This window comes from Pseudomonas algeriensis (assembly GCF_048847255.1).
Classification (GTDB): Bacteria; Pseudomonadota; Gammaproteobacteria; order Pseudomonadales; family Pseudomonadaceae; genus Aquipseudomonas.
In genome coordinates, this window is sequence record NZ_JBKKRK010000001.1 from 623,666 (window position 1) to 649,254 (window position 25,589).

The following is a 25,589-nucleotide window of genomic DNA, read 5'->3' on the forward strand; positions in this document are numbered from 1 at the left end:
GACCCATTGTTTCTCAGAGCGCCTTGTCCCTGTCGCGCGACAGGGGCTTGGGTCGGCTTCATGAGTGCTCGGAGTGACCCCACACCGCTTCATTACCCGTGATGTTACGCATACACGCATATATTCCCTGCGCGCCGTCGTCCACCAAGGAAAACACCACGGGAATGACCAGCAGGCTCAGCACTGTCGAAGTGATAAGCCCGCCAATCAACACGATGGCCATCGGCGCGCGGAAGCTCGGGTCAGCCCCCCAACCGAGTGCGATGGGCATCATGCCGGCGCCCGTGGCGATTGTCGTCATGACAATGGGCCGCGCACGCTTGCCGCAGGCATCGATGATCGCTTCAGAGCGCGTCAATCCGTGGTCTCGGCGCGCGAGGATGATGTAGTCGATCAGCAGGATCGAATTCTTCGTGGCAATCCCCATTAGCATGATGAGCCCAATCATCGACGGCATCGACAATGTCGAGCCGGTGACGAACAGCGCAAGGAAGGCGCCTGGCACCGAGAGCACCAAGGCGGCGAGGATGGTCAGCGGTTGCAGGAAGTCCTTTAGTAACAGGACCAGGACCATATAGATGCACAACACCCCGGTCAGCATCGCCACGCCGAATCCCGTGGCAAGCTCCCCCATGGCTTCGGCATCTCCCACCGAAGTGCGCACCAGGCCGGGCGGCAGTGCTTGCAGGCTCGGCAAGGCAAGCACTGCCTGTTCAATGTCGCCCAATGGCTGGCCGTTTGCCTCGATTTCGATGTTGACGTTGCGCATGCGGTCGAAACGTTCGATCTGCGCCGGGCCGCTGGCGATCTCCAGCGACGCGACATTTTCCAGCGGCACCGGACCACGGGCGCCGGGCACCGGTAGGCGCTTGAGCGTCTCGAAATCCTGACGAGCGGCGTCGGTCAAGCGCAAGACAACAGGCACTTGCCGTTCACTGAAATTGAGTTTGGCGAGCGCCTGGTCGTAGTCACCCAAGGTGGCGACGCGCAGGGTGTCGGCGATAGCTGCGGAGGTCACGCCAAGGTCGGCCGCCCTGGCGAAATCGGGTCGCACCAGCAGTTCGGGGCGTTTCAGGCTCGCGGTCGAAATCACCGCGCCCACGCCAGGCACGCCGCGCAGTTCGCGCTCCACCAGCTGCGCATGCCGGGTGAGCAAGGCGCCGTCTTCGCCGGCGAGCACCAGCACGTAGTTCTCCGACTCGCCCATGCCCACCTTCACCCGCGTTGCGGGCAGTATCGCGAGGGCTTCGCGCAATTGTTTCTCGATCTGTTGCTTACTCAGTCCAGGTCGATCGTTACGGTGCGTCAGGTTAAGTGTCAGCACCGCCGTGCGGACATTTTTGACGTTGCCGCCCGCTCCTATAGGGTCGGTGCCGGCATTGCCGTCCCCGACGGCGGTGTAGACCTTTTTCACCTGGGGGTTGTGCCGGACTATCCCCCGGGCCTGCTCGGCCAGCACCAGGGTGTCGCCCAGTCTGCTACCGGGCGCAAGCGTGAGGGTGACCTGGGTTTGCCAGTCGTCATCGGGCGGCATGAAGGTGCCCGGCAACGCTGCCGCGAGCATCAACCCGCCGACAAAAAAAATCGCTGCGCCAACAGCGGTCACGGCTCGATGACGCAGGCACCAGCGGGCCCAGGACAAGTAGTGCGTCACCCATCCGGCCACCCTGGGCTCGGGTTTTTTCGGGGCGCGCATCAGGTAGGCCGCCATCATGGGCGTCAGCAGGCGCGCGACAACGAGAGAGAAAAATACCGCCGTGGCCGCCGTCCAGCCGAACTGGACGAAAAACTTGCCGACCGTGCCGCTCATGAACGCGGTGGGCAGAAACACCGCAATCAACGTAAACGCCGTGGCGACCACCGCGAGGCCGATCTCCTCAGAGGCATCCATGGCCGCCTGGTAGGGTTTCTTGCCCATCTGCAAGTGACGCCCGATGTTTTCCACTTCGACGATGGCGTCGTCCACCAGCACACCGACCACCAGCGACAGCGACAGCAGCGTAACGGTGTTGATCGTGAACCCCATCCAGTGCATCACCGCGAATGTCGGTATCGCCGACAGCGGCAGCGCGACAGCCGAGACGAAGGTCGCTCGCCAATCCGGCAAGAACAGGAACACCACCAGCACCGCCAGTGCCGCGCCCTCGTAGAGCAGGTGCAGGGAACCCTGGTAATTTTCGATCACCGGCTCGACGAAACTGAACGCCTGGTTGAACGTGACTCCAGGATGTCGGTTCTTGAGCCGCTCAAGGGCGGCGCGTACACCTTCATCGACCTCGATTTCCCCGGCCCCTTTTGCCCGTACGATTTCGAACGCGACCACCGGCTCGCCGTCCAGCAGCGCCGCCGAACGTCGCTCGCCAACGGTATCGGATACCGTCGCGACCTGGACGAGCCGCACTCGCCTGCCGTCACTCAAGGTCACGTCCAGCATCGCGACTTCATTGGCCGACCGTACCGTGGCAAGCGTACGCACCGTTTGCTCGATGCCACCCAGATCCACGCGCCCGCCGGAGGCCTCTTGCTGGATCTGGCGAAGTTGACGGGAAATATCCAGCGCCGTGGTATTCAAGGCCAACAGGCGTGCCGGGTCCAGATCGATGCGGATTTCCCTCGTCACCCCACCGACACGCTCGACTGCGCCCACGCCAGGGACAGCCAGCAAGGCCTTGCTGAGGGTGTTGTCGACGAACCATGACAGCGCCTCTTCGTCCAGGCCCGTGGCCGACACCGTGTAGGTCAGGATCGGCGTGCCAGCAACCTCGATCTTGCTGATCACCGGGTCGCGCAGGTCGGCGGGCAGGTCTGCCCGAACCCTGGAAACCGCATCACGAACGTCATCGAGCGCTTCCTGGGTGGGTTTGCCGAGGCGGAACTCAACCGTGATATCGGCGTTGCCGTCGGTCAAGGTGCTCTGGATATGCTTGACGCCCTGCACGGTGGCGAGAGAATCCTCGATCTTGCGGGCCACATCGTTTTCCAGCTGGACCGGCGAAGCACCCGGCAGCTCGGCTGAGATAGCGACCATGGGCAGGTCGATGTCGGGAAAGTTCTGCACCTTCATCTTCCAGAAGGCCATCGCGCCGGCAAATGTCAGCAGGATGAACAACAGCACCGAAGGCGTCGGGTTGCGGATCGACCAGGACGACACGTTAAGGCTCATTGCGCGCTCCCGCTGGTGAGATTGTGTATCGGTTGGGTGCGCCCCTGGACGACGCGGACAAGGTCACCTTCAGCGAGAAAACCGCCTCCGGCTTCGATCACGGCGGCGGTGCTGTCGATGCCAGCGGTGATCTCGATTCGATCGCCGACGCGGCGCCCTACTGTCACCTTGGCCTGGGCCACTTGGAACGCCGCGCCGACCTGCAAGACGTAACTGAAGCCGTCGTGCTGCAGCACGGCAGTTTGCGGCAGCGTCGCCATCCGCTCGGCCCCGACGTGGAACTCGCCACGGGCAAACATCCCGGCACGCGCCGCCGTGTCGGCGGGCAGGTCGACATACACCAGGCCATTGCGGGTCTGCATGTCCACTGTGGGCGCAACCCTGCGCACCCTGCCCTCGATCGCCGCGCCGTTAACCGGCACCACACGCGCAAGCTGGCCGGGATGGAATTTCGCGAGATCCGCTGCCGCGACCTCGGCGCGCCATTCGAGCCGGCTCTCGCGGATCAGGCGAAACAGCTCCTGGCCGGCGGGTAATACGGCGCCCACCGTGGCACTGCGCGCCGATATCACTCCGTTGTCGGGCGCCAGGACGCGGGTCTGGGCCAGGCGCAGGTGCTGCAATCGTTCGGCGGCCTCGCCCGCCTCAAGCCTTGCCTGCGCCGTGCGTTCGGCTGTCACATGTTGATGGACCTGCTGCTGCGAGAGCGCCCCGCTCGACTGCAACTGCCGGGCACGCCGCGCGATGGCCCGGGCTTCGGCCAGGGCCGAGTGTGCTTCGGCGGTGGCCGCGCGACGTTGCGCGAGTTCGGCGGCCACCGTATCGGAGCTGAACGTTGCGAGCACCTGGCCACGCCGCACCACATCGCCAACGTTCACCATGACCTCGGCCAACCGCAAGCCATCGGCCTCGGTGCCGACGCTCGCTTCCTGCCACGCCATGATGTTGCCATTGGCCTGGATGCGCACCGGTAGCATGGCCGATTCAAGCCGGGTGACGGCCACGGTCAGTGCCGGTTTGGGGTGATGTTCAGAACCGGGCGGTCCCGGGTCCGGCGACAGGCCCATCATCACCAATGCAACGGTGCAGGCGATGGTCGCGACAAACAGAACGACGTGGCGGGTTTTTCTTTTCATGGGGATCGGATTCCTGCGCAGGGTTCGCATCGCTCGCGGGTGCCGATACATCCACATGGCGCGATTGCTCGAGACGGCCACTATCCGACAGGCAGTCTTTCGCAACACTTACCGGCAAAAGGCGGTTAGCCATGCCGAACCGTAGGTGTTCAGTAAGAAGAAGTTCTCAACGATAGGCATGCATTCATCCCACCGATCCGGAGACTTCCATGCGCGCCTTGACCTTATCGAAACCTTACCTTGCGATCCGGCTGACCATTGCCAGCTCCGCGCTTGTGCTGGGCGTGTGCTCACCGATCGCGGCCAGTGCCGACGAGTCTGAAGGCTCCGCTTGGGGCCTCGGCGTGGGTGCAGCCAGCAGCCAACAGCCCTACAAAGGCATCGACCGTGACAGCGAGGTCCTGCCGCTGATCTATTTTGAAAACGAATATGTGCGCGTCTTTGGCCCAACCGCCGAGATCAAATTGCCGAGCCTGGACATCAGCGACACCCAGCAACTCGAATTCAGCCTCGTCGGTGAGTACGATTTCAGTGGCTATGATGACGATGACGCCCGCATCCTGGACGGGATGAGCGACCGCAAGGGCGGCTTTTGGGCGGGGGCCAAGGTGCAGTGGCGCAACGACCTGGCCGATGTCAGCGCCGAGTGGTTGGGCGACGTTTCGAGCAACAGCAAGGGCCAGCGCTTCACCCTGGGCCTGGAACGGTCGTGGAATTTCGGCGAGCACATCAGGCTCACGCCACGGCTGGCCGCCATCTGGCAGGACGACAACTACGTCGACTACTACTTCGGCGTCCGGGAAAATGAAGCTCGCGCCGATCGGGCAGCCTATGATGGCAAGTCCGGCATGAACACCGAAATCGGCTTACGTGGAAACTATATGTTCGATGATCATCACTCCGTGTTTCTGGACCTCAAGGCCACGAGCCTGTCCGATGAAATCAAGGACAGCCCGCTGGTAGATCGATCTACCGAAAACAGCGCGCTGTTCGGCTACCTGTACCGTTTCTGATGAGCCGCATACTGCTGGTCGAAGACCATGAGCGTCTGGCGCAACTGGTGTGCAAGGGTTTGTCGAGCGCAGGCATCGCCGTCGACGTCATCAGCCGCATCGATGCGGCATGGGCGGCCATCCAACAGGTGCCCTACCAGGCGTTGATTCTCGACCGGGGTTTGCCGGATGGCGATGGGCTGCTACTGCTCGAACGCTTGCGCAACGCCGGGTTGGGCGTGCCCTGCCTGGTGCTGACGGCCCGCGACGCGCTGCATGACCGGATCGAAGGCCTGGACGCCGGGGCCGATGACTACCTGCCCAAGCCATTCGCCATGGACGAAATGGTCGCACGAGTGCGGTCCTTGTTGCGCCGCCCCGTGGAGCGCCGCCCGTTGGCGCCGTCACACGGCGACCTCAGCGTGCAACCCGACGCAGGGGTCATGTGCAGCGTCAAAGGCAGCGTTCCACTGGCACCGGCGGAAATGCAGATCATGTTGTTGTTACTGCGCAAGCCCGGTGAAATCGTCCGTCGCAGCGCCATCGAGGCGGCTGCGTGGGGCTTGAGCGAAGCCGTGACGCCAAACGCCCTCGACGTGGCCTTGCATCGCATTCGCCGCAAGCTTTTGGCGATCGGCTCCCACCAACGGATAGTCAACTTGAGAGGCCTGGGCTATGCCCTTCGTCAAGACGACCTGGCGCAATAGCATCAGTTTTAAGGTCCTGCTCGCCTACGTCGCCGGCGTGGGCTTGAGTATCTTGCTGATTGCGCTGGGCGCTGTCGCGCTCATTACGTCCAGGAGCGATATCCTCCTGACCACCGACGTCGCCGAACGCACCCATGAACTCGCCGGCAAGCTGATGTTCGACGTTGCGGGCCATCCTACTGGCTTCGATGACAGCGAAGGTGATCGCGTCTGGACCTTCAAGAGCCTGGGGGTGGAAATCGGCTATCGCGTGCTGGACTCGCAGGCAAACGTCGTCCTGGCCTCCACCGACGAGGCATTCTGGTCGCCGGTCGCCAAATCACCGCCTTCGGACCAAGGGCGCTTCAAGTTCGAGCGTGAGGGCATGCTGATGTACGCCGCCACCGCCCCGGTGGAGCGCGACGGCACGATCTGGTATCTGCAATTCGCCGTCAGCGAACGACTGATGGAACTGCTTCATCAGGGTTTCGCCTGGCCTTTCATGGGGGCCGGTATCGTCCTGTTCAGCCTGGTGCTGCTTTTTGTCTTCGGCGCTTGCGCCTATTTCACGCTGGGGTATGCGCTCAAGCCACTGCGCGAAGTCTCGGAATCGGCGGCGGCCATTTCCCCTCGATCCTTGCATTCACGCCTGGACAGCAAAACCGTGCCGTCGGAAGTCGCGCCACTGGTCAGCAGCTTCAACAGCGCCCTTGAACGCCTGGAACAGGGATACCGTGTGCAGCAGGAATTCCTCGCGACCGCGGCCCATGAACTGAAGACGCCACTGGCGCTGATCCGCGCGCAAATCGAATTGATGGCTCCAGACAAGACCCGCGACTCGCTGCTCAATGACGTCGAGCACATGACACGCCAGGTTCAACAATTACTGCTGCTGGCCGAGACCAGCGAGGCCCACAACTACAGCTTTGCCGCCGTGAACGTCGGGGAAGTGGTGCAGCAAGCCGCAGACTACCTGCAACGCATGGCCGACGCCGCGCGGGTCGGCATCGTCCTGACAGGGCATACGGCCACGCAAACGCCTTGGCAGGCCGACCGCAGCGCCCTGTTCACGCTGCTGAAAAACCTGCTGGAAAACGCCATCCAGCACGCGCCTGAAGGCACGCAGGTGCGGGTGCAATGTACCGCCGACAAGCTGACCGTGCGCGACTGGGGCTCCGGCGTGGAGCAAGCGCAACTGCCCCACATATTCACTCGTTTCTGGCGCGGCGCCCATCGGCGCGATCACGGCGCGGGACTGGGGCTGACCATCTGCCAGGAGATCGCTCGCGCACACGGGTGGACACTGGTTGCGCACAGGGCGGAACCGGGATTGGCGTTTTGTTTGTCCCCGCCTGTCACCGATTCACCGAGTATGAATAGCAGTCAGGAGAGTTCATGAAAATCCATCGCCTGTTTTTCGCATGCGCGTTAGTACCGGGTCTCTTTGCTGGTGGCTGGGCATCGGCGCAAAGCTTCCCTTCCACGGCCGTGGTCCGTATCGCGCAACTTGAGATCGACATTTCAAGCTTTACGTCGAGCAAACGAAGTCGATGATCCGCTCGCGACGGCTGATCGAGACGACGCCGGTGCAACTGAGTTCGAAGTGACAACGTCGCGACTTGGTTCGTTACGCTGGGCCCGAACTGACATCCAAGCCCAGCCAGCACTCAATAATTCCAGGGCCCCCCACCCAACGAAACGCGTCGCCATCCACCGCCACACGGCCCACGGAAGGAAACGAAAGGTGGGTCGCCACGAACAGCTCCTCGCTTGCCGCGGCCTCTTGCATCAACCGTACGCGAACGCGCACCGCTTCTTCAGGGTCATGCTCGAAGCCGTTTTGCCAGTCGGGATGGTCGAAAGCCACCGGGAACAGAACAACGGATCACCTGGAGGACGAGTGTGCATCGCGGTATGGGGCGCCCGATATCATACGCGGGTATGCCGTGGCCACATCTTGGCGTGGTCGTTTCAAACGAACGGCTGGGTGATTTGCAAGATTGGGCAATCATCGGACCGGATCGTGCAAGCTATCGCGCCGAATGCTTTCTATAGTAATCGGTGCCCAACCATCTGGAGCTGGTCCGACTATGAGCGCCCTCAATATCAATGGCCGTGAGCACACGGTTGACGTAGACCCTGGCACCCCTATTCTTTGGGCCCTGCGCGACACGCTGGGCATGACCGGCACCAAGTTCGGCTGCGGTGCGGCCTTGTGCGGCGCCTGCACCGTTCATCTGGATGGCCAGGCCATTCGCTCCTGCGTGACGCCGATAGCCGCGGCGGTTGGCAGGAAGATCACGACCATCGAGGCGGCCACCGACGGCAGCGACCCGGTAGGCACCGCGGTGCACGAAGCCTGGGTCAAGCATGACGTGGCGCAGTGCGGCTACTGCCAGAGCGGGCAGATCATGAGCGCGACCGCGTTTCTCAAGGCCCAGCCCAAGGGCAAGCAGCCGACACCGGCCGAGATCGACTCGGCCATGGCCGGCAATATCTGCCGCTGCGGCACCTACGCACGAATCCGCGCCGCGGTGGCTGACGCCGCCAAAGCCCTCGCCTGACAGGGAGTTGCGCCATGCTGAACGAGATTTTTCCAACCGAACTTCCGCGAGCCTTGCAGCACCTGCTCGAACGCCATGACGCGGACGGTCCCGCGACCCTGCCCCGCCGCAGCTTCCTCAAGATCGTCGGCATCGGCGGTCTGGCCTTGGGGGCTTTTCCTCACTTGGCCCTGGCCGAACAGGCCAACGGCGCGGGCGAAGGCCCACTCAAGCCGACCCAGCAACCCTCTGCCTTCGTCCAGATCGCGCCTAACGGCGAGGTGACGGTGACCATCAATCGCCTTGAGTTCGGCCAGGGCGTGCAGACCGGCCTGCCGATGATCCTCGCCGAAGAGCTCGACGCCGACTGGAGCCTGGTGCGCACGCGCAACGGCAGCAACGACGCGGCGTACATGGATCCGGCCTTTGGCATTCACCTTACCGGCGGCTCCAATTCGATCAAGAACAGCTACACCCAATACCGCGAACTGGGCGCCCGGGCCCGTTCGATGCTGCTGGCCGCCGCAGCGGCGCGCTGGAATGTCGACGCCTCCAGCCTGACCACGCAAAACGGCGCGGTGCTTGGCCCTGGCGGTCGCAAGGCCACCTACGGTGAGTTGGCCGAAGCCGCCATGGCGATGCCCGTGCCGGAGAAGGTCACGCTCAAGGACCCCAAGGACTTCCGCCTCATCGGCCAGGCCACCACCCGCCTCGACGCCAAGGCCAAGAGCAGCGGCCAACAGGATTTCGGCATCGACGTGCATCTGCCGGGGCAACTGACCGCCGTGGTCGCCCATCCACCGGTATTCGGCGCCCGCATCGCCTCCCTGGACGACAGCGCCGCACGCGCGACCAAAGGTGTAAAAGCCGTGCTGCGCGTGCCGTTGGACGGCGGTGCCGAAGGCGTCGCGGTGATCGCCGACGGCTACTGGCAGGCCAAGCTGGCGCGTGATGCGCTGAAGGTCGAATGGGACGTAGCCAAGGTCGAAAAAGTCGACACGGAAAAACAACTGGCCCAGTACCGCGAACTCGCCGGCCAATCCGGACCGCTCCACTTCGATGCCGACATGAAGCCCCTGGCGTCGGCGCCCCATCAACTGGAAGCCGAGTTCGTATTTCCTTATCTGGCCCATGCGCCCATGGAGCCGCTGAACTGCACCGTCCAGCTGTCCGAGGGCCGTGCGCAGTTGTGGGTGGGTACGCAGTTTCCCGGCGGCGACGGCGCGGCAGCGGCCAAGGTGCTCAATCTCAAGCCCGAGCAGGTCCAGGTGAATGTGCAGACGGCGGGTGGTGGCTTCGGCCGGCGCGGCGTGCCCACCAATGATTTCGTCGTACAGGCTTGCGAAGTGGCCAAGGCGGCCCGCGCCGCCGGGCTCGATGCCCCCATCCGCACCCTTTGGAGCCGTGAAGACGACATCAAGGGCGGCTACTACCGCCCCATGCACCTTCACCGCGCGCGGATCGGCTTTGACGACAGCGGCAACGTGTTGGCCTGGGACCACGCGCTGGTGGGGCAATCCATCTTGACCGGCACCTTGTTCGCCGGGCAGATGAAAAACGGCATCGACCCCACCGCCACCGAAGGCCTGCGCGATCCGTATCCGCTGCCGATGCGATTGACGGTGCATCATCCCAAGCTCAACGTGCCCGTACTGTGGTGGCGCAGCGTCGGCTCGACCCACACCGCCTTCGTGATGGAGACGCTGCTCGACGACATCGCCCGCACGACCAAGCAGGACCCGGTGGCGTACCGCATGAAGCTGTTTGGCGACCAGAACCCGCGTCATCGCGACGCGCTACAGTTGGCGGTGGACAAGAGCGGCTACGGCAAGCGCCAGTTACCCGCCGGTCAAGCCTGGGGCGTGGCGGTGCACGAGTCGTTCAGCTCGGTGGTGGCCTACGTGGTTGAAGCCTCGGTGCAGGATGGCCGTCCCGTGCTCCATAACGTCACGGCGGGCGTGCACTGCAATCTGGCGGTCAACCCACGCAGCATTGAAGCCCAGGTCCAAGGCGCTGCGCTGATGGGCCTGTCGATGTGCCTGCCTGGTGGCGCCGTGACGTTGAAGGACGGTGTCGTGCAACAAAGCAACTTTGCCGACTTCAGCGTGCCGCGTATCACCGACATGCCGCAAATTGCCGTCCACATCGTCCCGAGCGCTGAGCCACCGACCGGCATGGGCGAACCCGGCCTGCCCGCCTTGGCCCCGGCGTTTGCCAATGCCATTGCCAGCCTGACGGGCAAACCCCTGCGGCAGTTGCCGTTCAGCCTGGCTTGATTGGGAGCGAACGCCAAACCTTGGCGAGGGGTTTTATCCCCTCGCCACAACCACATGGGACACCCGTTTCTTCAATTGCCCTGACCGCAATCCTGCTCGATCGCGCTGTAGTCCAGCGCCTGGATCGCCCCGGTGGAATCCAGGTAGGTCATTCGCGACTCGACGACGCCGCAGCCTGAGCCCATCCCTTGCTTGACCGACAGCACCTTGGCGATGTCCAGGTGATCACCGTACATGTAGGTATGCGGCTTGACGGCGTCCTGGGCGTTGGCTGCCAGAGCGCCGAGGCTGAGGACGGCGAACAGTGAAGCAATGCTGAGATTCTTGACGTTCATGGCGATGTCTCCGACGTTTGAGTGAGTAGCTGAGACGGCTTGTGCTGTCTCGATGGGCTCATTTGACGCCGGCGAGGTATCTGGGATGTTTCATCGACAGGCTCAAAGGAATCAGTGCGTATCGGCAAAGGGTCTGGATACACAGCGATACAATCATGCCGTTCACGCTTTATCATGGCGCCATCCCCATTCCCTGACCTGATGGAACGACCATGACTTTCGATTTCGACCTGGTGTTCGAGCGCCACGGCACCGGTAGTACCAAGTGGAGCCGCTACCCGGCGGATGTATTACCAATGTGGGTGGCCGATATGGATTTCGCCGCGCCACCGGTCGTCGTCGATGCGCTGCGCAAACGCCTGGAGCACCCGATGCTCGGCTACAGCGTTGCCCAGGACAATCTGCGCGCGGCCATCGTCGCCGATCTCTGGAGCAAATACGCCTGGCGCGTCGAGCCCCAGCAAATCCTATTCCTGCCTGGGGTCGAGCCGGGTTTCAACATGGCACTGCATGCGCTGGTGGAACCGCAGCAGAACGTCGTGGTGCAGGTGCCCAACTATCCACCGCTACGCAACGCGCCTGGGAACTGGAACCTGAACAAGGTGGAATTGGCATTCGACACGGTCGATGGCGAGTTCCGCACACCGCAGGCCGAACTACGGGATGCCCTTCAAGGCGGCGGTGCACTGTTGCTGAGCAACCCTCATAACCCACTGGGCAAGGTATTCGGTCGCGACGAACTCAAGGCGGTGGCGGAAATTTGTGTCGAGCAGGACGCCTGGATCATCTCCGACGAAATCCATGCCGAGCTATGCTTCGATGGCCGCGTGCACATCCCCACCGCCAGCCTGGGCGCGGACATTGCCGAACGCACCATCACCCTGATGTCCGCCAGCAAGGCCTATAACATCGCGGGGCTGAAAACCTCCTTCGCCATTATCCAGAACGCCAAGCTGCGCGAGCGGGTCAACGGCGCCAGGGCCGGCATGGTCGACAGTGTGAACGCCCTTGGCCTGGAGGCCACCCGCGCCGCGTACAGCGAAGCGGGACCGTGGCTGGAGGCCTTGAAGCAGTATTTGCAGGCCAATCGTGATTACCTGGTCGAGGCGGTGAAGACCCGCTTGCCGGGCATCACCATGACCGTGCCGCAGGGAACGTACCTGGCGTGGCTGGATTGCTCCGGATTGGGGTTGGACGACCCACAGGGCTTTTTCCTGAAGCAAGCCAAGGTCGGCCTGAGCGCCGGGCTGGATTTCGGCGACGACGCGGGGCAGTTCGTGCGGCTGAACTTCGGCTGCCCACGGGCGTTGCTGGAGGAAGGGATTGCGCGGATGGAGCGTAGCCTGAAATCCCGAACCTGACCGGATCCCCTGTGGCGAGGGAGCTTGCTCCCGCTGGGCTGCGAAGCGGCCCCAAAATCTTGCGGTCGCTGCGCCCGAAGCGTCGGACCGACCGAGCGGGAGCAAGCTCCCTCGCCACAAAAGCCTCCACCACCGGCCATGCCGAAGTCAGTCATGCATATCCGGCGTATGCACAAAACACAGCTTGTTCCCCTCCGGATCCCGGCAATAGGCGCCGAAGTAATCCTTCGAATATTGGGGCCTCGGGCCCGGCTCGCCTTCGTCGAAACCTCCCATGTCCATCGCCATCTTCCAGGCCTCGCGCACGGCTTGCTGTGATTCAGCGGCAAAGCTGACCTGCATCCCATTGCCCCAGGTCGCCGGCAGCCCGTTGATGGGCACCTGGACGAACACCTGCGGCCAATGCCTGCCGGGCTGATGCCAGCCCTCGCCGGGTGGGCCAGAGTCGTCCTCACTGTCCATGCGCACCAGGCCAAGGCAGCCCAGGACCGCATCATAAAACGCGACCATCTTCTGTAGGTCGCGCGCGCCGATCTGTATATGACTGAACATGCGCTTCTCCTTCTGAACCTTATTGCCATTGGAGAAGGCGATTTCGCCCACGTTCACTTTAATCGGTGATCGGTCGATGAAACGCTCGTGGTCACGCTTATCGACCGGCAGGAAAATCCGACCGAACTCCGGCCAAAACCCCAGGGTCCACCCTCCATCGCAACCACTGGAAATGGAGAACGAAAATGGCCGATTACCCAACCCCACCCTTCCCTAAGCAAAACCAACCCGTACCTGGCAGCCAGCAGAAAATGGACCCTTATCCAGACTGCGGCGAACAGAGTTACAAAGGTTCAGGACGCCTGGCGAACAAGATCGCCCTGATCACCGGCGCCGACAGCGGCATCGGGCGCGCCGTGGCGATTGCCTTCGCCCGTGAAGGCGCGGACGTGGCCATTTCCTACCTGAACGAACACGAAGATGCCAAGGAAACCGCGCGCTGGGTTGAACAGGCCGGTCGCCAGTGCCTGTTGCTGCCGGGCGATCTTGCCGACAAGGCCCAGTGTCGCAAGGTTGTCGATGAAACCGTGGCGCGCTTCGGGCGTATCGATGTCCTGGTCAACAACGCCGCGTTCCAGATGACCCATGAAACCCTCGAAGAAATTCCCGATGAAGAATGGGTGCGCACGTTCGATATCAACATCACGGCGATGTTCAGGATCTGCCAGGCCGCGGTGCCGCACATGAAGGCCGGAGGCTCGATCATCAACACCACATCGGTCAACTCCGACATGCCCAAGCCGACGCTGCTGGCCTATGCTACGACCAAGGGCGCCATTGCCAACTTTACCGGCGGTCTGGCCCAGATGCTCGGGCCCAAGGGTATTCGCGTGAACAGTGTTGCGCCGGGGCCGATCTGGACGCCGCTGATCGTCGCCACCATGCCCGAGGAAGAAGTGCAGAATTTCGGTTCCCAGACGCCGCTGGGCCGCCCCGGCCAACCGGTGGAAGTGGCGCCGATCTTCGTGCTGCTGGCGTCGGATGAGTCCAGCTACATCTCCGGCTCGCGGTATGCGGTGACGGGGGGCAAGCCGATCCTGTAAGCGCAGGCACATATTCCGTGGCGAGGGAGCTTGCTCCCTCGCCACGGAAAGCGCCCTTCGGCTCACTCCTTGGCAATCACCGAAATCTTCCCATTGCGCTCGATGATCGCGAATTTGATCTGGTCCAGGGTCTCGATGCCCTGGCTCGAGCGTGCCGCTTCCATGATGTCCGCCTCAACCAGCCGTGCGTGGCGCATGCGGCCCTGGAGGATGCGCCCGTCCTCGACGATGATGGTCGGGCCGCCGTCGATGAGCCGGGACACCCAGTCGGAGCGCAGCTTGAGCAACGAAAATCCGACATCAATGGCGATCAGCGTGACGATGACCATGAACGAGTTGGTCATCGAAAAGTCATCCCCCAGCAGCGCTTGCTGGGTCGCCTCGCCAATGATCATCAAGAGCACGAAATCGAACGTGGTGATTTCCGCCAACGAACGACGCCCGGCGATCTTGAACAACACCATCAGCACCGCATACATCGCGGCGGCTCGCAGTACCGAATCCATATGTCACCTAAGGAAAGATGAATTGACTGAACGTGACCACGGCGCCGTTGGGCGTTGCGATGCGGCTCTGGTACGTGCCGAGGCCTTCGCTGAGCAATGACAGGTGCAGGTTCGCCTGCCCCTGACCATCCGCCTGGAGCCAGAGCTTCATGCCCGGACCCGCGGCGGCCGAGCGCATGGGCGTAGGTTGCACGCTTTGCACGTCGAATCCCTCCAGCCAGTCGCCCCCGAGCTCGATTTCCAGCACTGCATTGGGTGCTCCCTTCAAGCGCACGATCACGGGATTGGTCGAGCCGTTGCGATGGAACCTCTCGTATTCGACCCCGATGCTGCCGTCAGCACTGTGAATCTCGCTATTGCTCAGTGGCCCATGGGAAAACAGCCCGAGCAACGTCAACAAGACCAGCAGCACCAACGCATACCAACCCACCCGTTCGAAACGCCAGACCTTGTGCTGGAACGCCATGTCCTCGCATACCGGGTACTGGCGACTGCGATGATCGTCCTGTTCGCATTGGTCGGTCATGGGGTCCTCCTATCGACGTTCACCCGCCATGGCGCGCCGGTGATAGCTGGGCAATTGCTGCAAGGCGTATTCACTGGATAACCGTTGCACCTGGCGCCGATCGCCGAAAAAACGCTCTCGGCGGCTGAACAGCGCGCGCTGCCCGTTCAATTCGAACGCCCAGGCAAAACACACCGTGCCGGCGGGAATGCCGTCCTTGTCGTCGGGCCCGAGCAGGCCGGTGGTGGCCACCGCCACGTTGGCGTTGGCGTCGCGCAATGCGCCAAAAGCCATTTCCTCGGCGACTTCGCGGCTGGTCAGGTTGAAGGTATCGATGGTCCGCGGCTTGACACCCAGCAGCCGCTGCTTGGCTTCGGGGGAATACACCACGTAACCGCTTTCGATCAGCGAACCGCTGCCCGGCACTTCGGCCAACAGCGTGACGATAAGCCCTGCGGTGCAGGACTCGGCAGTGGTCAGGCGCAACTCATGTTCACGCATGTACTCGATCAGGGAATGGGCAACAGTCATGGCATACAGTCCTTCATGGATGCTGATGGGTTGACCCCCGCCGCCTCGAATCATTCCCTTTATCGCGCCGTCGCGCCAAGCGGTCAAATAAATGAAACCCCTGGTCATTCCTGTACCTCATAACGGTATGAGCCTCATGCAGAGGCTGTCTTGATCAGGAGGTCGTTATGTCCGTGCTTTTCGTCAAACTGTTCACCCATCCGGAATTCGCCTGGGGGGACATTCGCGAGCAGGAACAGGCCCATCCCCACCATTACCTGGCGCATCTTCTGTTGCTCGCACTGATTCCGGCGGTATGCCTGTTCGTCGGTACCACTTGGACCGGTTGGAGTCTGGCCGAAAACGAAACCGTGCGACTCAGCCACGCCAGTGCGCTGCAGCTGTGCGTCTTGCTGTATGTGACCATCGTTGTCGGCGTGACGTTGATGGGGCTGTTCATCCGCTGGATGTCGCGCACCTTCGAGGCCCGGCCAACCGTCAACCAATGCATCGGTTTCGCTGCCTACACCGCGACCCCCTACTTCCTGGCCGGAATATTCGGCGTGTACCCCAGCCGATGGCTGGCAGTGGCGGTCCTGCTGGCGGCTTCGGTGTACTCGACTTTCCTGCTGTTCGTCGGCCTGCCTAAGTTCATGGGTTTGAAGAAGGAACAGGGCCTACTGTATTCGGCCAGTGTCTGGGGCGTCGGCCTGCTGGTGCTGGTCACGATTCTGGTGGAGATGATCCTGCTGTGGTTCAACTATTTGCAGCCGGAGTATTTGCGGGTTCCGGTAGGCTGAACGGGTTTTGAGGTACACAATGACGGTGGCGGCGGTGTTGCGAAGCGTCAATTTCGCAATGTTCGTGTAACACGACTATCCTGCGGCTTTGCATCCTGAAATCGAGTCGGCAGCGCTGGACCGCCCCGCCGCCCTTTAAGGCCTAACCTAATATGTCATCTCCAAGCAAACGCTCTCCCAACGTTCCACAACGAAAGGAGCTGAGCCCCAGTCACCTGGATTTCGCCGTCGTGGGCATCGGCGCCTCGGCGGGTGGGTTGCAAGCCATCAAGCAGTTTTTCGAGCACATGCCCAAGGACAACGGCATGGCGTTCGTGATCGTACTTCACTTGGCGCCGGATTATCAGAGCATCGCCGACAAGATCATCCAGGAATCCACCAAGATGCCTGTATTGCAGGTGACCGAGGCGGTGCCGATCGAGAAGAACCATGTCTATGTGATTTCCCCGGCCCATCATTTATCGATGAACGACGGGTATCTGAAGGTTACCCCGGCCGAACCGCGCCAGGGTGGGCACGTGGCGATCGACCTGTTTTTCCGTGACCTGGCCGATGTGCACAAGGACCGCGCGTTTTGCCTGGTGCTGTCGGGCACCGGTTCCGACGGTGCCGTGGGTCTGTCGAGAATCAAGGAACAAGGGGGGGTGACCCTCGCTCAGTCGCCCCAGGACGCCGAATTCGATGGCATGCCACAGGCGGCCATCGGCACCCAGATGGTCGATCTGGTGCTGCCGGTGGCGGAAATGCCGCAAAAACTCCTGGAGCTGTGGCAAAACTCCCAGGCCATCCGCCTGCCGACCGCCAACGACCCTGAGATACATACCCAGCCGCCGACATCCGAGCGAGAAGCCGTTGCCGCCGAGCAATCGCTGCACGACATCCTGGTGCAGCTGCGGGCAGGCACCGGCCATGACTTCAAGCATTACAAACGGGCCACCGTGCTGCGGCGTATCGAACGACGCATGCAAGTCACCGCCCAACCGGACCTCAACGCCTACTACAGCTATCTGCAGAGTCATCCGGAGGAAACCAAGGCCCTGCTCGGTGACCTGCTGATCGGTGTGACCAACTTCTTCCGGGACCGTGAGGCCTTCGAAGCCCTGGAGCGCGACGTACTGCCCAACCTGCTCAAGCCGGTGGAACCGGGCAGCGTCCCGCCGGAGGAAATCAGGGTCTGGTCGGCCGGCTGCTCGACCGGCGAGGAAGCCTACACCCTGGCCATGTTGATCAGCGATCAACTGCAACACGACGCCAGCAACGCCAAGCTGCAGATATTCGCCACCGACATCGATGAGCGGGCAATTACCGTGGGCCGCGGCGGGGCCTACCCCGAAGCGATCATCACCGACGTGCCGCCCACCCGCCTGCGCCAGTACTTCGTCAAGGAAAGCTCGACTTTCCGTGTGCGCAAGGAAGTCCGCGAACGGGTGCTGTTCGCCAAGCACAGCCTACTCTCGGACCCGCCGTTCTCGCAGATCGACCTGATCGTGTGCCGCAACCTGCTGATCTACCTCGACCGCGAGGTGCAGCGTGAAATCCTGCAAATGTTCCACTTTGCCCTGCGGCCGGGCGGCTATCTGTTTCTCGGCTCTTCGGAATCGGCCGACGCCTGCAGCGAGTTGTTCAGCCCGGTGGACAAGCGCAACCGGATCTTCCGCGCCAAGTACGGCACCGCCAGCAGCCGCCGCACACCGACCATGCCCCGTGGCGGTTATGTGCGCAGTACCTCGGCGTTGGTCCCGCCCCAGGTCGCGGTGCCACGCAAAGTCTCGTTCGCCGACATCCACCTGCGCGCCATCGAGCGGGCCGCGCCGCCCAGCATGATTGTCGACAACAATGGCGACATCCTGCACATGATCGAAAGTGCCGGCCGCTACCTGCGCCATGTCGGCGGCGAAATGTCGCGCAACCTGCTGACGCTGATCAATCCGCACCTGCGCCTGGAAATCCGCACGGCGTTGTTTCAGGTCAACCAGAACGGCCAACCGGTCAAGTCACGCCAGGTCAACATGGAACGCGACGGACGGCGTTTCCTGGTGGACCTGCTGGTCCAGCCCTATCGCGACGAACAGTCCGATGGCGACTTTGTGCTCGTCGTCTTCGAAGAGGAAGAAGTCGACCCCGGCCAGCAGGTTGCCGCCATTACCAGCCAGACCGAAAACCAGGTGCTTGCCAACCTGGAACGCGAACTCCAGCGCACCAAGTCGCACCTGCAGGACACCATCGAGCAGGCAGAAGTCTCCAGCGAAGAGCTCAAGGCTTCCAATGAAGAAATGCAGGCCATCAACGAGGAGTTGCGATCGGCCACCGAGGAGCTGGAGACCAGCAAGGAAGAGCTGCAATCGATCAATGAGGAACTGCTGACGGTCAACTACGAGCTCAAGACCAAGGTGGAGGAAACCGACAAGATCAACGACTACCTCACCAACCTGATCGCCTCCACCGATATTGCCACGGTATTCGTCGACCGCAGCATGCGCATCAAGTGGTTCACGCCTCGGGCCACGGAGATCTTCAGCATGCTGCCGGTGGACACCGGTCGTTCGTTGCTGGACATCACCCATCGGCTGGACTACCCGGACATGGCGGCGGACGCCACCCAGGTATTCGAATCCCTGAACATGATCGAGCGCGAAGTCAGCAGCAGCGACGCTCGCTGGTACATTGCCCGGCTGCTGCCATACCGCTCCAGCGAAGATCATATCGACGGCACGGTGCTGACCTTCATCGATATCACCAAGCGTCGCGCGGCCGAAGAAGAGCTGCGCTTGGGCGAGGAACGCATGCGCCTTGTGGCTGAAAGCACCCGCGACTACGCGATTATCCTGTTGGACGAGCACGGCGTGATCACCAGCTGGAACACCGGGGCGGAGCTGATCTTCGGGCATACCAAGAGCGAAGCCGAAGGCAGTTACTACGACTTCGTGTTCACGCCCGAGGACCGCGCCATTGGCGTACCCGAAACAGAATTAAGCACCGCTCGAGCCAAAGGCCGTTGCGAAGACGAGCGCTGGCACCAGCGCAAGGATGGCAGCCGCTTCTTCTGCAGCGGCGAAGTCACACTGCTCAGCGGCGAATATCTGCAGGGTTACGTGAAGATTGCCCGTGACCTCACCGGCCACAAGCGCCTGCACGAGGAACAGACCCAGCGGCTCATGGAAACCCAGAACTCCAGCCATTTGAAGGATGAGTTCTTCGCCGTCATGTCCCACGAGCTCAAGCACCCGCTGAACCTGATCCAGCTAAACGCCGAATTGCTCCGCCGCCTGCCGGTGACCAAGGCCGCCACCACCGCGGCCCGGGCCGTCAATACCATTTGCGATGCGGTCAACAGCCAGGCACGCATTATTGACGATCTGCTGGACGTGGCCCGTGTCCGCACCGGCAAGCTCAAGCTCAAGCGCCAAGCCGTCGATCTGGCGCGGGTGCTGCAAGACATCTACACCGTGGTGATCAACGACAATCATCCCAACAAGGTCACTCTGGACCTGCCCGAGGGTTCCAATGGAGAACTGATCGTCAATGCCGACCCGACCCGGCTGGAACAGATCATCTGGAACCTGGTGAACAATGCGCTGAAATTCACCCCTAGCGGCGGCCGCGTGCAACTGGTCGCCAGCCACGACGACCATATGGCGCGCCTGGACGTAAAGGACTCCGGCGTGGGTATCGCGGCGGAGCACCTGAGCGAAGTGTTCGACCTGTTTGGCCAGGCCGAGACCCAACACGCCACACACCAGCGCGAAGGCCTGGGGATCGGCCTGTCACTGGTCCGGCAATTGACCGAAGCCCACGGCGGCAGCGTCGAGGTCAAGTCCGAGGGGCTGGGCAAAGGTTGCACCTTCACGATTCGCCTGCCCCTGAGCAATGCCGTGATCGTGCCCAAACCGCAGGCTTGCGAGGAACAGTCGGGACGCCTGAGCGGCCTGACGGTGTTGCTGGTGGACGATTCCCCGGACGTGCTCGATACCCTCAAGTTGCTGCTGGAAATGGAAGACGCCAACGTGGTCGCTTTCGACCAGCCGCTGCAAGCCTTGCAGGCCGCCAAGGACGCCCGTTTCGACGTGGTGATCTCCGATCTGGGCATGCCGGTGATGAATGGCCATGAATTGATGCAGGCGCTGCGCGAGCTGCCTCACATCAAACACATCCCGGCCATCGCCCTGACGGGCTACGGTGCGTCCACCGACCTGCATAAATCACAACAATCGGGCTTCGACCAGCACATCGGCAAGCCGGTGTCCTATGACGAGTTGATTGAAACGATCGAGCAGTTGCGGCGTTCGCGGGTTTACTAGCTGGGGCTGGCTAGAACAGCCTCTGTAGCGGGGGAGCTTGCTCCCTCACCACAGAGGCGGGTTATTTTTAGCTACTCATTGCCTCGCCAAAAAAGCGAGGCCGATCAAGCTACTTCCCAGTCTTCTTCATCCCAATCCGCCGCCGCATGTCGGCGGTGATGCTCTGGCGGGTCTTGGGCAAGTCAGCCCAAGGCTCATGCCCCACCTCCGCCAGCCGCTCGTGGACGTTGTTCACGTTCCAAAGGTTGGCGCCCTTGAGCTCGGCCACTTCTTCCCGGTAGATGGGCACCGACACCGGCAGCCCTTCCCTGGTACGCACTGCGTAGGCACAAATGGTGGTTGCGCCCAAACCGTTGCGCAGGTAATCGATGAAGATCCGCCCTACCCGATTCTTGGGACCCGACACTGCCGAGAAGCGATCGGGCAACAGCTTGGCCATGTGGCTGACGATGGCATGGCTGAAGCCCTTCACCTCATCCCAGCCCAACTTGCGAGTAATCGGCACGACAATGTGGATGCCCTTGCCGCCGCTGGTCTTTAGAAACGCCTTCAGGCCCAGCTCATCCAGCACTGACAAAGTCAATTGCGTGGCTTCCACCATGCTTTTCCACGGCAGCGCCGGGTCCGGGTCAAGGTCGAGGACGAAGCGGTCAGGCTTGTCCAGATCGGCAGAAGTCCCGTTCCAGGTGTGCAGCTCCACGGTACTCATCTGTACCGCGCCGATCAGCGCTTCGGCATTGTTGATGATCATCACTGGTTGCCCGGTCAGGTCCTTGTCCAGGCTGGTGATGCCGGGAATTGCCAGGCGCTCGGGGTTCTTCTGGAAGAACAACTCGCCGGCGATGCCATCCGGCGCCCGTACCAGCGCCACCGGGCGATCGGCCAGCTCCGGCAGGATAAAATCAGCAACGCTGGCGTAGTACTCGGCGAGTTGCATCTTCGTGGTGCCGCTGCTCGCGTCGATAATCCGATCCGGATGGGTAATGCGGACCTTGCCTTCCAAGGTTGGCGACTGCGTGGTCTTGGCCTTGGCCGTGGCCTTGGATTTGGATTTGGATTTGGCTTTCGGCTCGGCCGGCGCCGGTTCAGCATTGTCCTTGGCCGCCGCTTTTTTCACGGTTTTGGGCAATTCCTGGGTAATCGCCTTTGCCGGTTTGTCATTGCGCAGGCCATGGAACACGGCATGGCGTACCGAGCCTTCCTTGGTCATTTCGGCAAACGCCACTTCCGCCAGCAACTCCGGTTTTAGCCAGTGCACACCCTTGGCGTCATACCCTGTGGGCGGATTGACCACGGCGGCCTTTTTGGTTTCCAGGGGCAACAGCTGCTGATGGATGCTTTTGAGCGTGGTTTCGTTGAAACCGGTGCCAACCTTGCCGGCATAGCGCAGCTCGCCGCTGTCGACGTCATGCAGGCCCAGTAACAAGGCGCCAAACGCGCTGCGGGCGCCCTTCGGCTCGCTGAAGCCGACCACGACGAATTCCTGGCGGTTCTTGCACTTGAGCTTGATCCAGTCGCTGCTGCGCCGGGACACATAGGCGCTGCCCTGGCGCTTGCCGATCAGCCCTTCCATGCGCATCTGGCAGGCACTGTTGAGCAATGCTTGCGGGGTTTCTTCGAAGGAGTCGGAGTAACGCAGCAAGGGGTCTTCGTTGGGTTCCAGGACCGCAGCCAACGCCGCCCGGCGCTCCTCCACCGGCACTTTGCGCAAGTCCATGCCGTTGAGGTACGGCAGGTCGAACAGGTAATAAGCGATCTTGCCACTGCTGCCAGCGTCGAAGGCGTTTTGCAGGGCTTGGAAGTCCGGCACGCCTTGCTCGTCGGCGACGACCATTTCACCGTCCAGCCAGGCCGATTCCAACCCCAGCCCCGCCAGAGCCTCGGCCTGTTTCGGCAGTTTGTGGGTCCAGTCATGGCCGTTGCGGGTAATCAAGCGCACGTCGCCATTATCGATGCGCGCCATGACGCGGTAGCCGTCGAACTTGATTTCGTAGAGCCATTCGCCGTCGGGTGCGCTTTCCACCAGGGTCGCCAGTTCCGGCTTGAGGGTCTCGGGGATGGGCCCGGCCACGGCGCCGCTGAGGGTGGTCTTGCCGCTCTTTTTGGATGGCTTCGCCTTGGCGGGTTTTTCCGGCTGCTTCACAGCCTTGGCGGCGGCCGCCTTGCCCCGCCGCTTGGGCACGATGGTGCGGTCACTGAGCACGCTGTCGGGCTCGGCCTGCACCACGTCGTACTCGCTTTCCGGCCGGGCGGCGTCATCTTGATGCTTGATCAGAAACCATTGTTCCTGCTTGCCCGGCATATGGGTGCGCACCAGGTTCCACAGCCCCGCGAGCTTTTCCCCTCGCAGCTCGAACTTGAGCCGGCCTTTTTCGTAGGCTTCGTGCACGTCACCCTGTGGAATCCACACGCCCCGGTCCCAGACGATGACGTCGCCCGCGCCGTAGTGCCCCTCCGGGATACTGCCCTCGAACGTCGCGTAATCGATGGGATGGTCTTCAACGTGAACCGCCAGGCGCTTGACCTTCGGGTCCAGGGACGGCCCCTTGGGCACCGCCCAGCTCTTGAGCGCGCCATCCAGCTCCAGGCGAAAGTCGTAATGCAGCCGCGTTGCATCGTGCTTCTGTATGCAGTACTGCAACGCGTGGGTGGTTTTTGCCGATTTGCGAGAGCGCTTCGCCGACGGCTCCGAGGTGGCGCCGAAATCGCGCATGCGGTTGTAGTCGTCGAGGGTTTTGCTGGTCATTGGCCACCTGCAACTTGCGCGAGGGTGGGATCGGCCACCGGCAAACCGGCGGTTTCCGACAACAGCTGATCGACCACCCGGCCCAGGGCCTCTTCGGTCGTATCGCCCAGCAGCAGGCCTTGCTCGTAGAGGACCACTTGTCGATCAGCGCTGGTGCCCTCCTGGATGATCCGGCGCGCTTGCTTGAACACGTCCTGCACGCCCAGCGCCGTCGCGGTGTCGCCGAAGGTCTGCTCGGCCAGGTTCAGCCACTCGCCAATCAGCATCGGTTGCTCCTGGCCTTCGACAATAAATTCCGCGAGGATGCCGTGGCGCTTGGCCCGATAGCGGTTTTCCTTGAGGATCCAGTGGGACATCAAGCTGTAGTGGGCGCCTGGCTTGGGCTGGGCGACGGCGTGGGCAATCATCAGCCGAAACAGCGAGACGAGGCACAGCACATCTTCGGTCCGTGGGCAGGCATCGCAGATACGCAGCTCCAGGGTCGGATAGTGCGAGGAAGGCCTGATCACCCACCAGCAATCGCTGGGCTGGCGGATGGAGCTGGTGCGGGTGAGCATGTCCACGTAGCCATTGAAGGCTGATTCGTCCTCGAAGAATTCCGGCACGCCCATGCGCGGCCATTCGTCGCAGGCCACTTGCCTATAACTGCTGAAGCCACTGTAGGCGCCGTTCCAGAACGGCGATGACGCGCTGAGCGCCAACAGCATCGGCAGCCAGGGCAGCACCTCATTCATCACCTTGACCCGGTCATGATCGCCCGGCACTTCCACATGTATGTGCAGGCCCGACAGGACGCTGCGGCGCGCCACGCGCTGGTAGTCGTCGAACAACTGCTGGAAGTGCAGCTCGTCGGTGGGTTGCAAGCCAACGGTCGCCATTGGATGGGATCCTGCGCTCAGCAATCCCAGGCCATGGGGCGCCAAGCGCTGGGTCAGGCCGTTACGCACCTGGGCCAGGTAATCGGCCGCTTCGGCCAGGCTGCGGAAGATGGGCGAAGCCATTTCCACCTGGCTCTGGAACATTTCATGGGCGAAGTGCTTGCCCAGCTCTTCCCGGCACGCCGTCACCGCCGCCGCCGACGGTTGATCGGGCATGCGGCGGGTTTGCAGGTCGGTGATGAAATATTCCTCTTCAATGCCGAACTTCAGACGCCTGTTCATCGATATTCCCTCCGATACCCGCACCCGTGCGGGTGACAACCAACGCCACCACGGCGATCCGTTCCACGTCCTGATAACCGGGTGTCAGCAGTTCCTCGCCAAACACATCCGGGTCCAATTCCCTGTAGGTCCAGGCGAACTGCGGTGAATCGCGCCAAGGGCCCAGAGCCTCCAGAAACGGATCACGACCGTCGACCATCGCCACGCCGGTGTAGAGCACCAGCGAACCGCCGGGTGTCAGCCGTGGCAATGCCTGTTCGACGATACGCAGCGACAATCCCGCGCCCAGCGTTCCTCCGCCATGGCGATAAGCACGCTCGGCGGGGTCGGCCATATACGGGGGGTTGGCGACGATCAGGTCGAAGTCGCCCTCGACGTCCTTGAGCACGTCGCTGCGGGCGATCTCGACATTTGCCACCTCGGCCAGCGCCGCGTTGACGGCGCACAGCCGCAAGGCCATCGGGTTGATGTCGATGGCCAGTACCTGGGCTTCGCGACGGGCGCGGGCAATCACCATCGCCCCGACACCGGCGCCGCAGCCAATGTCCACCGCGCGATGCACGGCCGTGAAGTTCTGTTGCAGATGGGTATGGATCAGGTGGGCGAAACGGTAGCTGTCGGGGCCGAAGAACACTGCGTCGTTGGCCTGGGTCGGAAATTGCGAATGGGCGAACAGCATGCCGTCCAGGCTTGACCAGCGCACGCGGCTGCGCAGCAGGCCGTCGTGTTCTTCCAACACTTCTGCTTCTTGCAATTGACGCTGCTCGTCGGCGGAAATAAGCCCCGGCGCGAAGGGCCTGGACCAGCCGAAAACATCCCGCAAGGTCTTGGAGCGCTCGTTGCCTGGCCGCTGGTTGACGCGCTCGTGAGTAAGTGGCGTTGGGGTGATGAAACGGTAGCCGTCAGCGTGCAGGCGACGACCTAGCTGCAGCAGCGCCAGGTCGGGTTCGGACAGGCGGTCTTCCTGATTCATGCAG

General features: G+C 62.3%; 20 protein-coding genes and 1 pseudogene. 10 read left to right on the forward strand and 11 right to left on the reverse strand.

From position 1 onward, the window contains the following. Positions 1 to 58 precede the first annotated feature (58 nt). Together ACLK1G_RS02565 and ACLK1G_RS02570 are read right to left on the reverse strand one after the other, a co-directional pair. A complete protein-coding gene (locus ACLK1G_RS02565; protein WP_420763978.1) occupies positions 59 to 3,163 on the reverse strand; it encodes an efflux RND transporter permease subunit in 3,105 nt (1,034 codons plus the stop codon). Then, the gene (locus ACLK1G_RS02570; RefSeq protein WP_420763979.1) at positions 3,160 to 4,299 is read right to left on the reverse strand and encodes an efflux RND transporter periplasmic adaptor subunit; all 1,140 of its coding nucleotides are present in this window, start codon (positions 4,297 to 4,299) and stop codon (positions 3,160 to 3,162) included. The genes ACLK1G_RS02565 and ACLK1G_RS02570 overlap by 4 nt, the downstream gene beginning before the upstream one ends. Before the next feature lie 209 nt (positions 4,300 to 4,508). Here ACLK1G_RS02570 and ACLK1G_RS02575 point away from each other — a divergent pair, with 209 nt between their 5' ends. From ACLK1G_RS02575 to ACLK1G_RS02590, 4 genes are read left to right on the forward strand one after another with little or no spacing between them, the layout of a single operon-like run. Beyond that, a complete protein-coding gene (locus ACLK1G_RS02575; protein WP_420763980.1) occupies positions 4,509 to 5,312 on the forward strand; it encodes a MipA/OmpV family protein in 804 nt (267 codons plus the stop codon). Then, positions 5,312 to 5,998, forward strand: coding sequence for a response regulator transcription factor (locus ACLK1G_RS02580; RefSeq protein ID WP_420763981.1), 687 nt, complete (start codon positions 5,312 to 5,314; stop codon positions 5,996 to 5,998). The genes ACLK1G_RS02575 and ACLK1G_RS02580 overlap by 1 nt, the downstream gene beginning before the upstream one ends. After that, positions 5,967 to 7,376 (forward strand): sensor histidine kinase, encoded by a 1,410-nt coding sequence (locus ACLK1G_RS02585; RefSeq protein ID WP_420763982.1) that lies wholly within the window; start codon positions 5,967 to 5,969, stop codon positions 7,374 to 7,376. The genes ACLK1G_RS02580 and ACLK1G_RS02585 overlap by 32 nt, the downstream gene beginning before the upstream one ends. Continuing rightward, positions 7,373 to 7,531 carry a hypothetical protein gene (locus tag ACLK1G_RS02590; protein WP_420763983.1) on the forward strand — a complete coding sequence of 53 codons (159 nt, stop codon included), beginning with the start codon at positions 7,373 to 7,375 and terminating at the stop codon, positions 7,529 to 7,531. The genes ACLK1G_RS02585 and ACLK1G_RS02590 overlap by 4 nt, the downstream gene beginning before the upstream one ends. A gap of 113 nt (positions 7,532 to 7,644) precedes the next feature. Here the strand turns inward: ACLK1G_RS02590 and ACLK1G_RS02595 are convergent. Then, positions 7,645 to 7,853 (reverse strand): annotated as a pseudogene (locus ACLK1G_RS02595) (MBL fold metallo-hydrolase); the annotation flags it as partial. A 214-nt stretch (positions 7,854 to 8,067) separates the two neighbouring features. Between ACLK1G_RS02595 and ACLK1G_RS02600 the strand changes: the two are divergent. After that, entirely contained in the window at positions 8,068 to 8,541 is a 474-nt protein-coding gene (locus ACLK1G_RS02600; RefSeq protein ID WP_420763984.1) for a (2Fe-2S)-binding protein, read from the forward strand. Between the two features lie 14 nt (positions 8,542 to 8,555). Next, entirely contained in the window at positions 8,556 to 10,796 is a 2,241-nt protein-coding gene (locus tag ACLK1G_RS02605; protein WP_420763985.1) for a xanthine dehydrogenase family protein molybdopterin-binding subunit, read from the forward strand. Between the two features lie 71 nt (positions 10,797 to 10,867). Here the strand turns inward: ACLK1G_RS02605 and ACLK1G_RS02610 are convergent, their stop codons facing one another. Continuing rightward, a complete protein-coding gene (locus ACLK1G_RS02610; protein ID WP_420763986.1) occupies positions 10,868 to 11,131 on the reverse strand; it encodes a DUF2790 domain-containing protein in 264 nt (87 codons plus the stop codon). 212 nt (positions 11,132 to 11,343) lie between these two features. Here ACLK1G_RS02610 and ACLK1G_RS02615 point away from each other — a divergent pair, with 212 nt between their 5' ends. Continuing rightward, on the forward strand, positions 11,344 to 12,492 hold the full coding sequence (locus ACLK1G_RS02615) for a MalY/PatB family protein (protein ID WP_420763987.1): 1,149 nt from the start codon (positions 11,344 to 11,346) through the stop codon (positions 12,490 to 12,492). A 147-nt stretch (positions 12,493 to 12,639) separates the two neighbouring features. On the opposite strand, the gene ACLK1G_RS02620 is transcribed toward ACLK1G_RS02615, so the two are convergent. After that, positions 12,640 to 13,044: a VOC family protein gene (locus ACLK1G_RS02620; RefSeq protein WP_420763988.1), complete on the reverse strand. Its 405-nt coding sequence runs from the start codon at positions 13,042 to 13,044 to the stop codon at positions 12,640 to 12,642. A gap of 185 nt (positions 13,045 to 13,229) precedes the next feature. Here ACLK1G_RS02620 and ACLK1G_RS02625 point away from each other — a divergent pair, with 185 nt between their 5' ends. Continuing rightward, entirely contained in the window at positions 13,230 to 14,087 is an 858-nt protein-coding gene (locus ACLK1G_RS02625) for an SDR family oxidoreductase (protein ID WP_420763989.1), read from the forward strand. 62 nt (positions 14,088 to 14,149) lie between these two features. Here ACLK1G_RS02625 and ACLK1G_RS02630 read toward each other — a convergent pair whose 3' ends face one another. From ACLK1G_RS02630 to ACLK1G_RS02640, 3 genes are read right to left on the reverse strand one after another with little or no spacing between them, the layout of a single operon-like run. Next, complete coding sequence (locus ACLK1G_RS02630) at positions 14,150 to 14,593, reverse strand: DUF421 domain-containing protein (RefSeq protein ID WP_420763990.1); 444 nt, start codon at positions 14,591 to 14,593, stop codon at positions 14,150 to 14,152. Positions 14,594 to 14,600: 7 nt separating this feature from the next. After that, positions 14,601 to 15,119 carry a hypothetical protein gene (locus tag ACLK1G_RS02635; protein WP_420763991.1) on the reverse strand — a complete coding sequence of 173 codons (519 nt, stop codon included), beginning with the start codon at positions 15,117 to 15,119 and terminating at the stop codon, positions 14,601 to 14,603. A 9-nt stretch (positions 15,120 to 15,128) separates the two neighbouring features. Beyond that, entirely contained in the window at positions 15,129 to 15,629 is a 501-nt protein-coding gene (locus ACLK1G_RS02640) for a CinA family protein (RefSeq protein WP_420763992.1), read from the reverse strand. 167 nt (positions 15,630 to 15,796) lie between these two features. On the opposite strand from ACLK1G_RS02640, the gene ACLK1G_RS02645 reads away from it, so the two are divergent. Further along, entirely contained in the window at positions 15,797 to 16,408 is a 612-nt protein-coding gene (locus ACLK1G_RS02645) for a Yip1 family protein (protein ID WP_420763993.1), read from the forward strand. 152 nt (positions 16,409 to 16,560) lie between these two features. Next, the gene (locus ACLK1G_RS02650) at positions 16,561 to 20,706 is read left to right on the forward strand and encodes a CheR family methyltransferase (protein ID WP_420763994.1); all 4,146 of its coding nucleotides are present in this window, start codon (positions 16,561 to 16,563) and stop codon (positions 20,704 to 20,706) included. 109 nt (positions 20,707 to 20,815) lie between these two features. Here the strand turns inward: ACLK1G_RS02650 and ligD are convergent, their stop codons facing one another. From ligD to ACLK1G_RS02665, 3 genes are read right to left on the reverse strand one after another with little or no spacing between them, the layout of a single operon-like run. Then, the gene (gene ligD, locus ACLK1G_RS02655) at positions 20,816 to 23,452 is read right to left on the reverse strand and encodes a DNA ligase D (protein ID WP_420763995.1); all 2,637 of its coding nucleotides are present in this window, start codon (positions 23,450 to 23,452) and stop codon (positions 20,816 to 20,818) included. Then, positions 23,449 to 24,612, reverse strand: coding sequence for a carboxylate-amine ligase (locus ACLK1G_RS02660; RefSeq protein ID WP_420763996.1), 1,164 nt, complete (start codon positions 24,610 to 24,612; stop codon positions 23,449 to 23,451). Before ACLK1G_RS02660 ends, ligD begins: the two co-directional genes overlap by 4 nt. Further along, the gene (locus ACLK1G_RS02665; RefSeq protein WP_420763997.1) at positions 24,584 to 25,585 is read right to left on the reverse strand and encodes a methyltransferase; all 1,002 of its coding nucleotides are present in this window, start codon (positions 25,583 to 25,585) and stop codon (positions 24,584 to 24,586) included. The genes ACLK1G_RS02660 and ACLK1G_RS02665 overlap by 29 nt, the downstream gene beginning before the upstream one ends. Between the last annotated feature and the right edge of the window lie 4 nt (positions 25,586 to 25,589).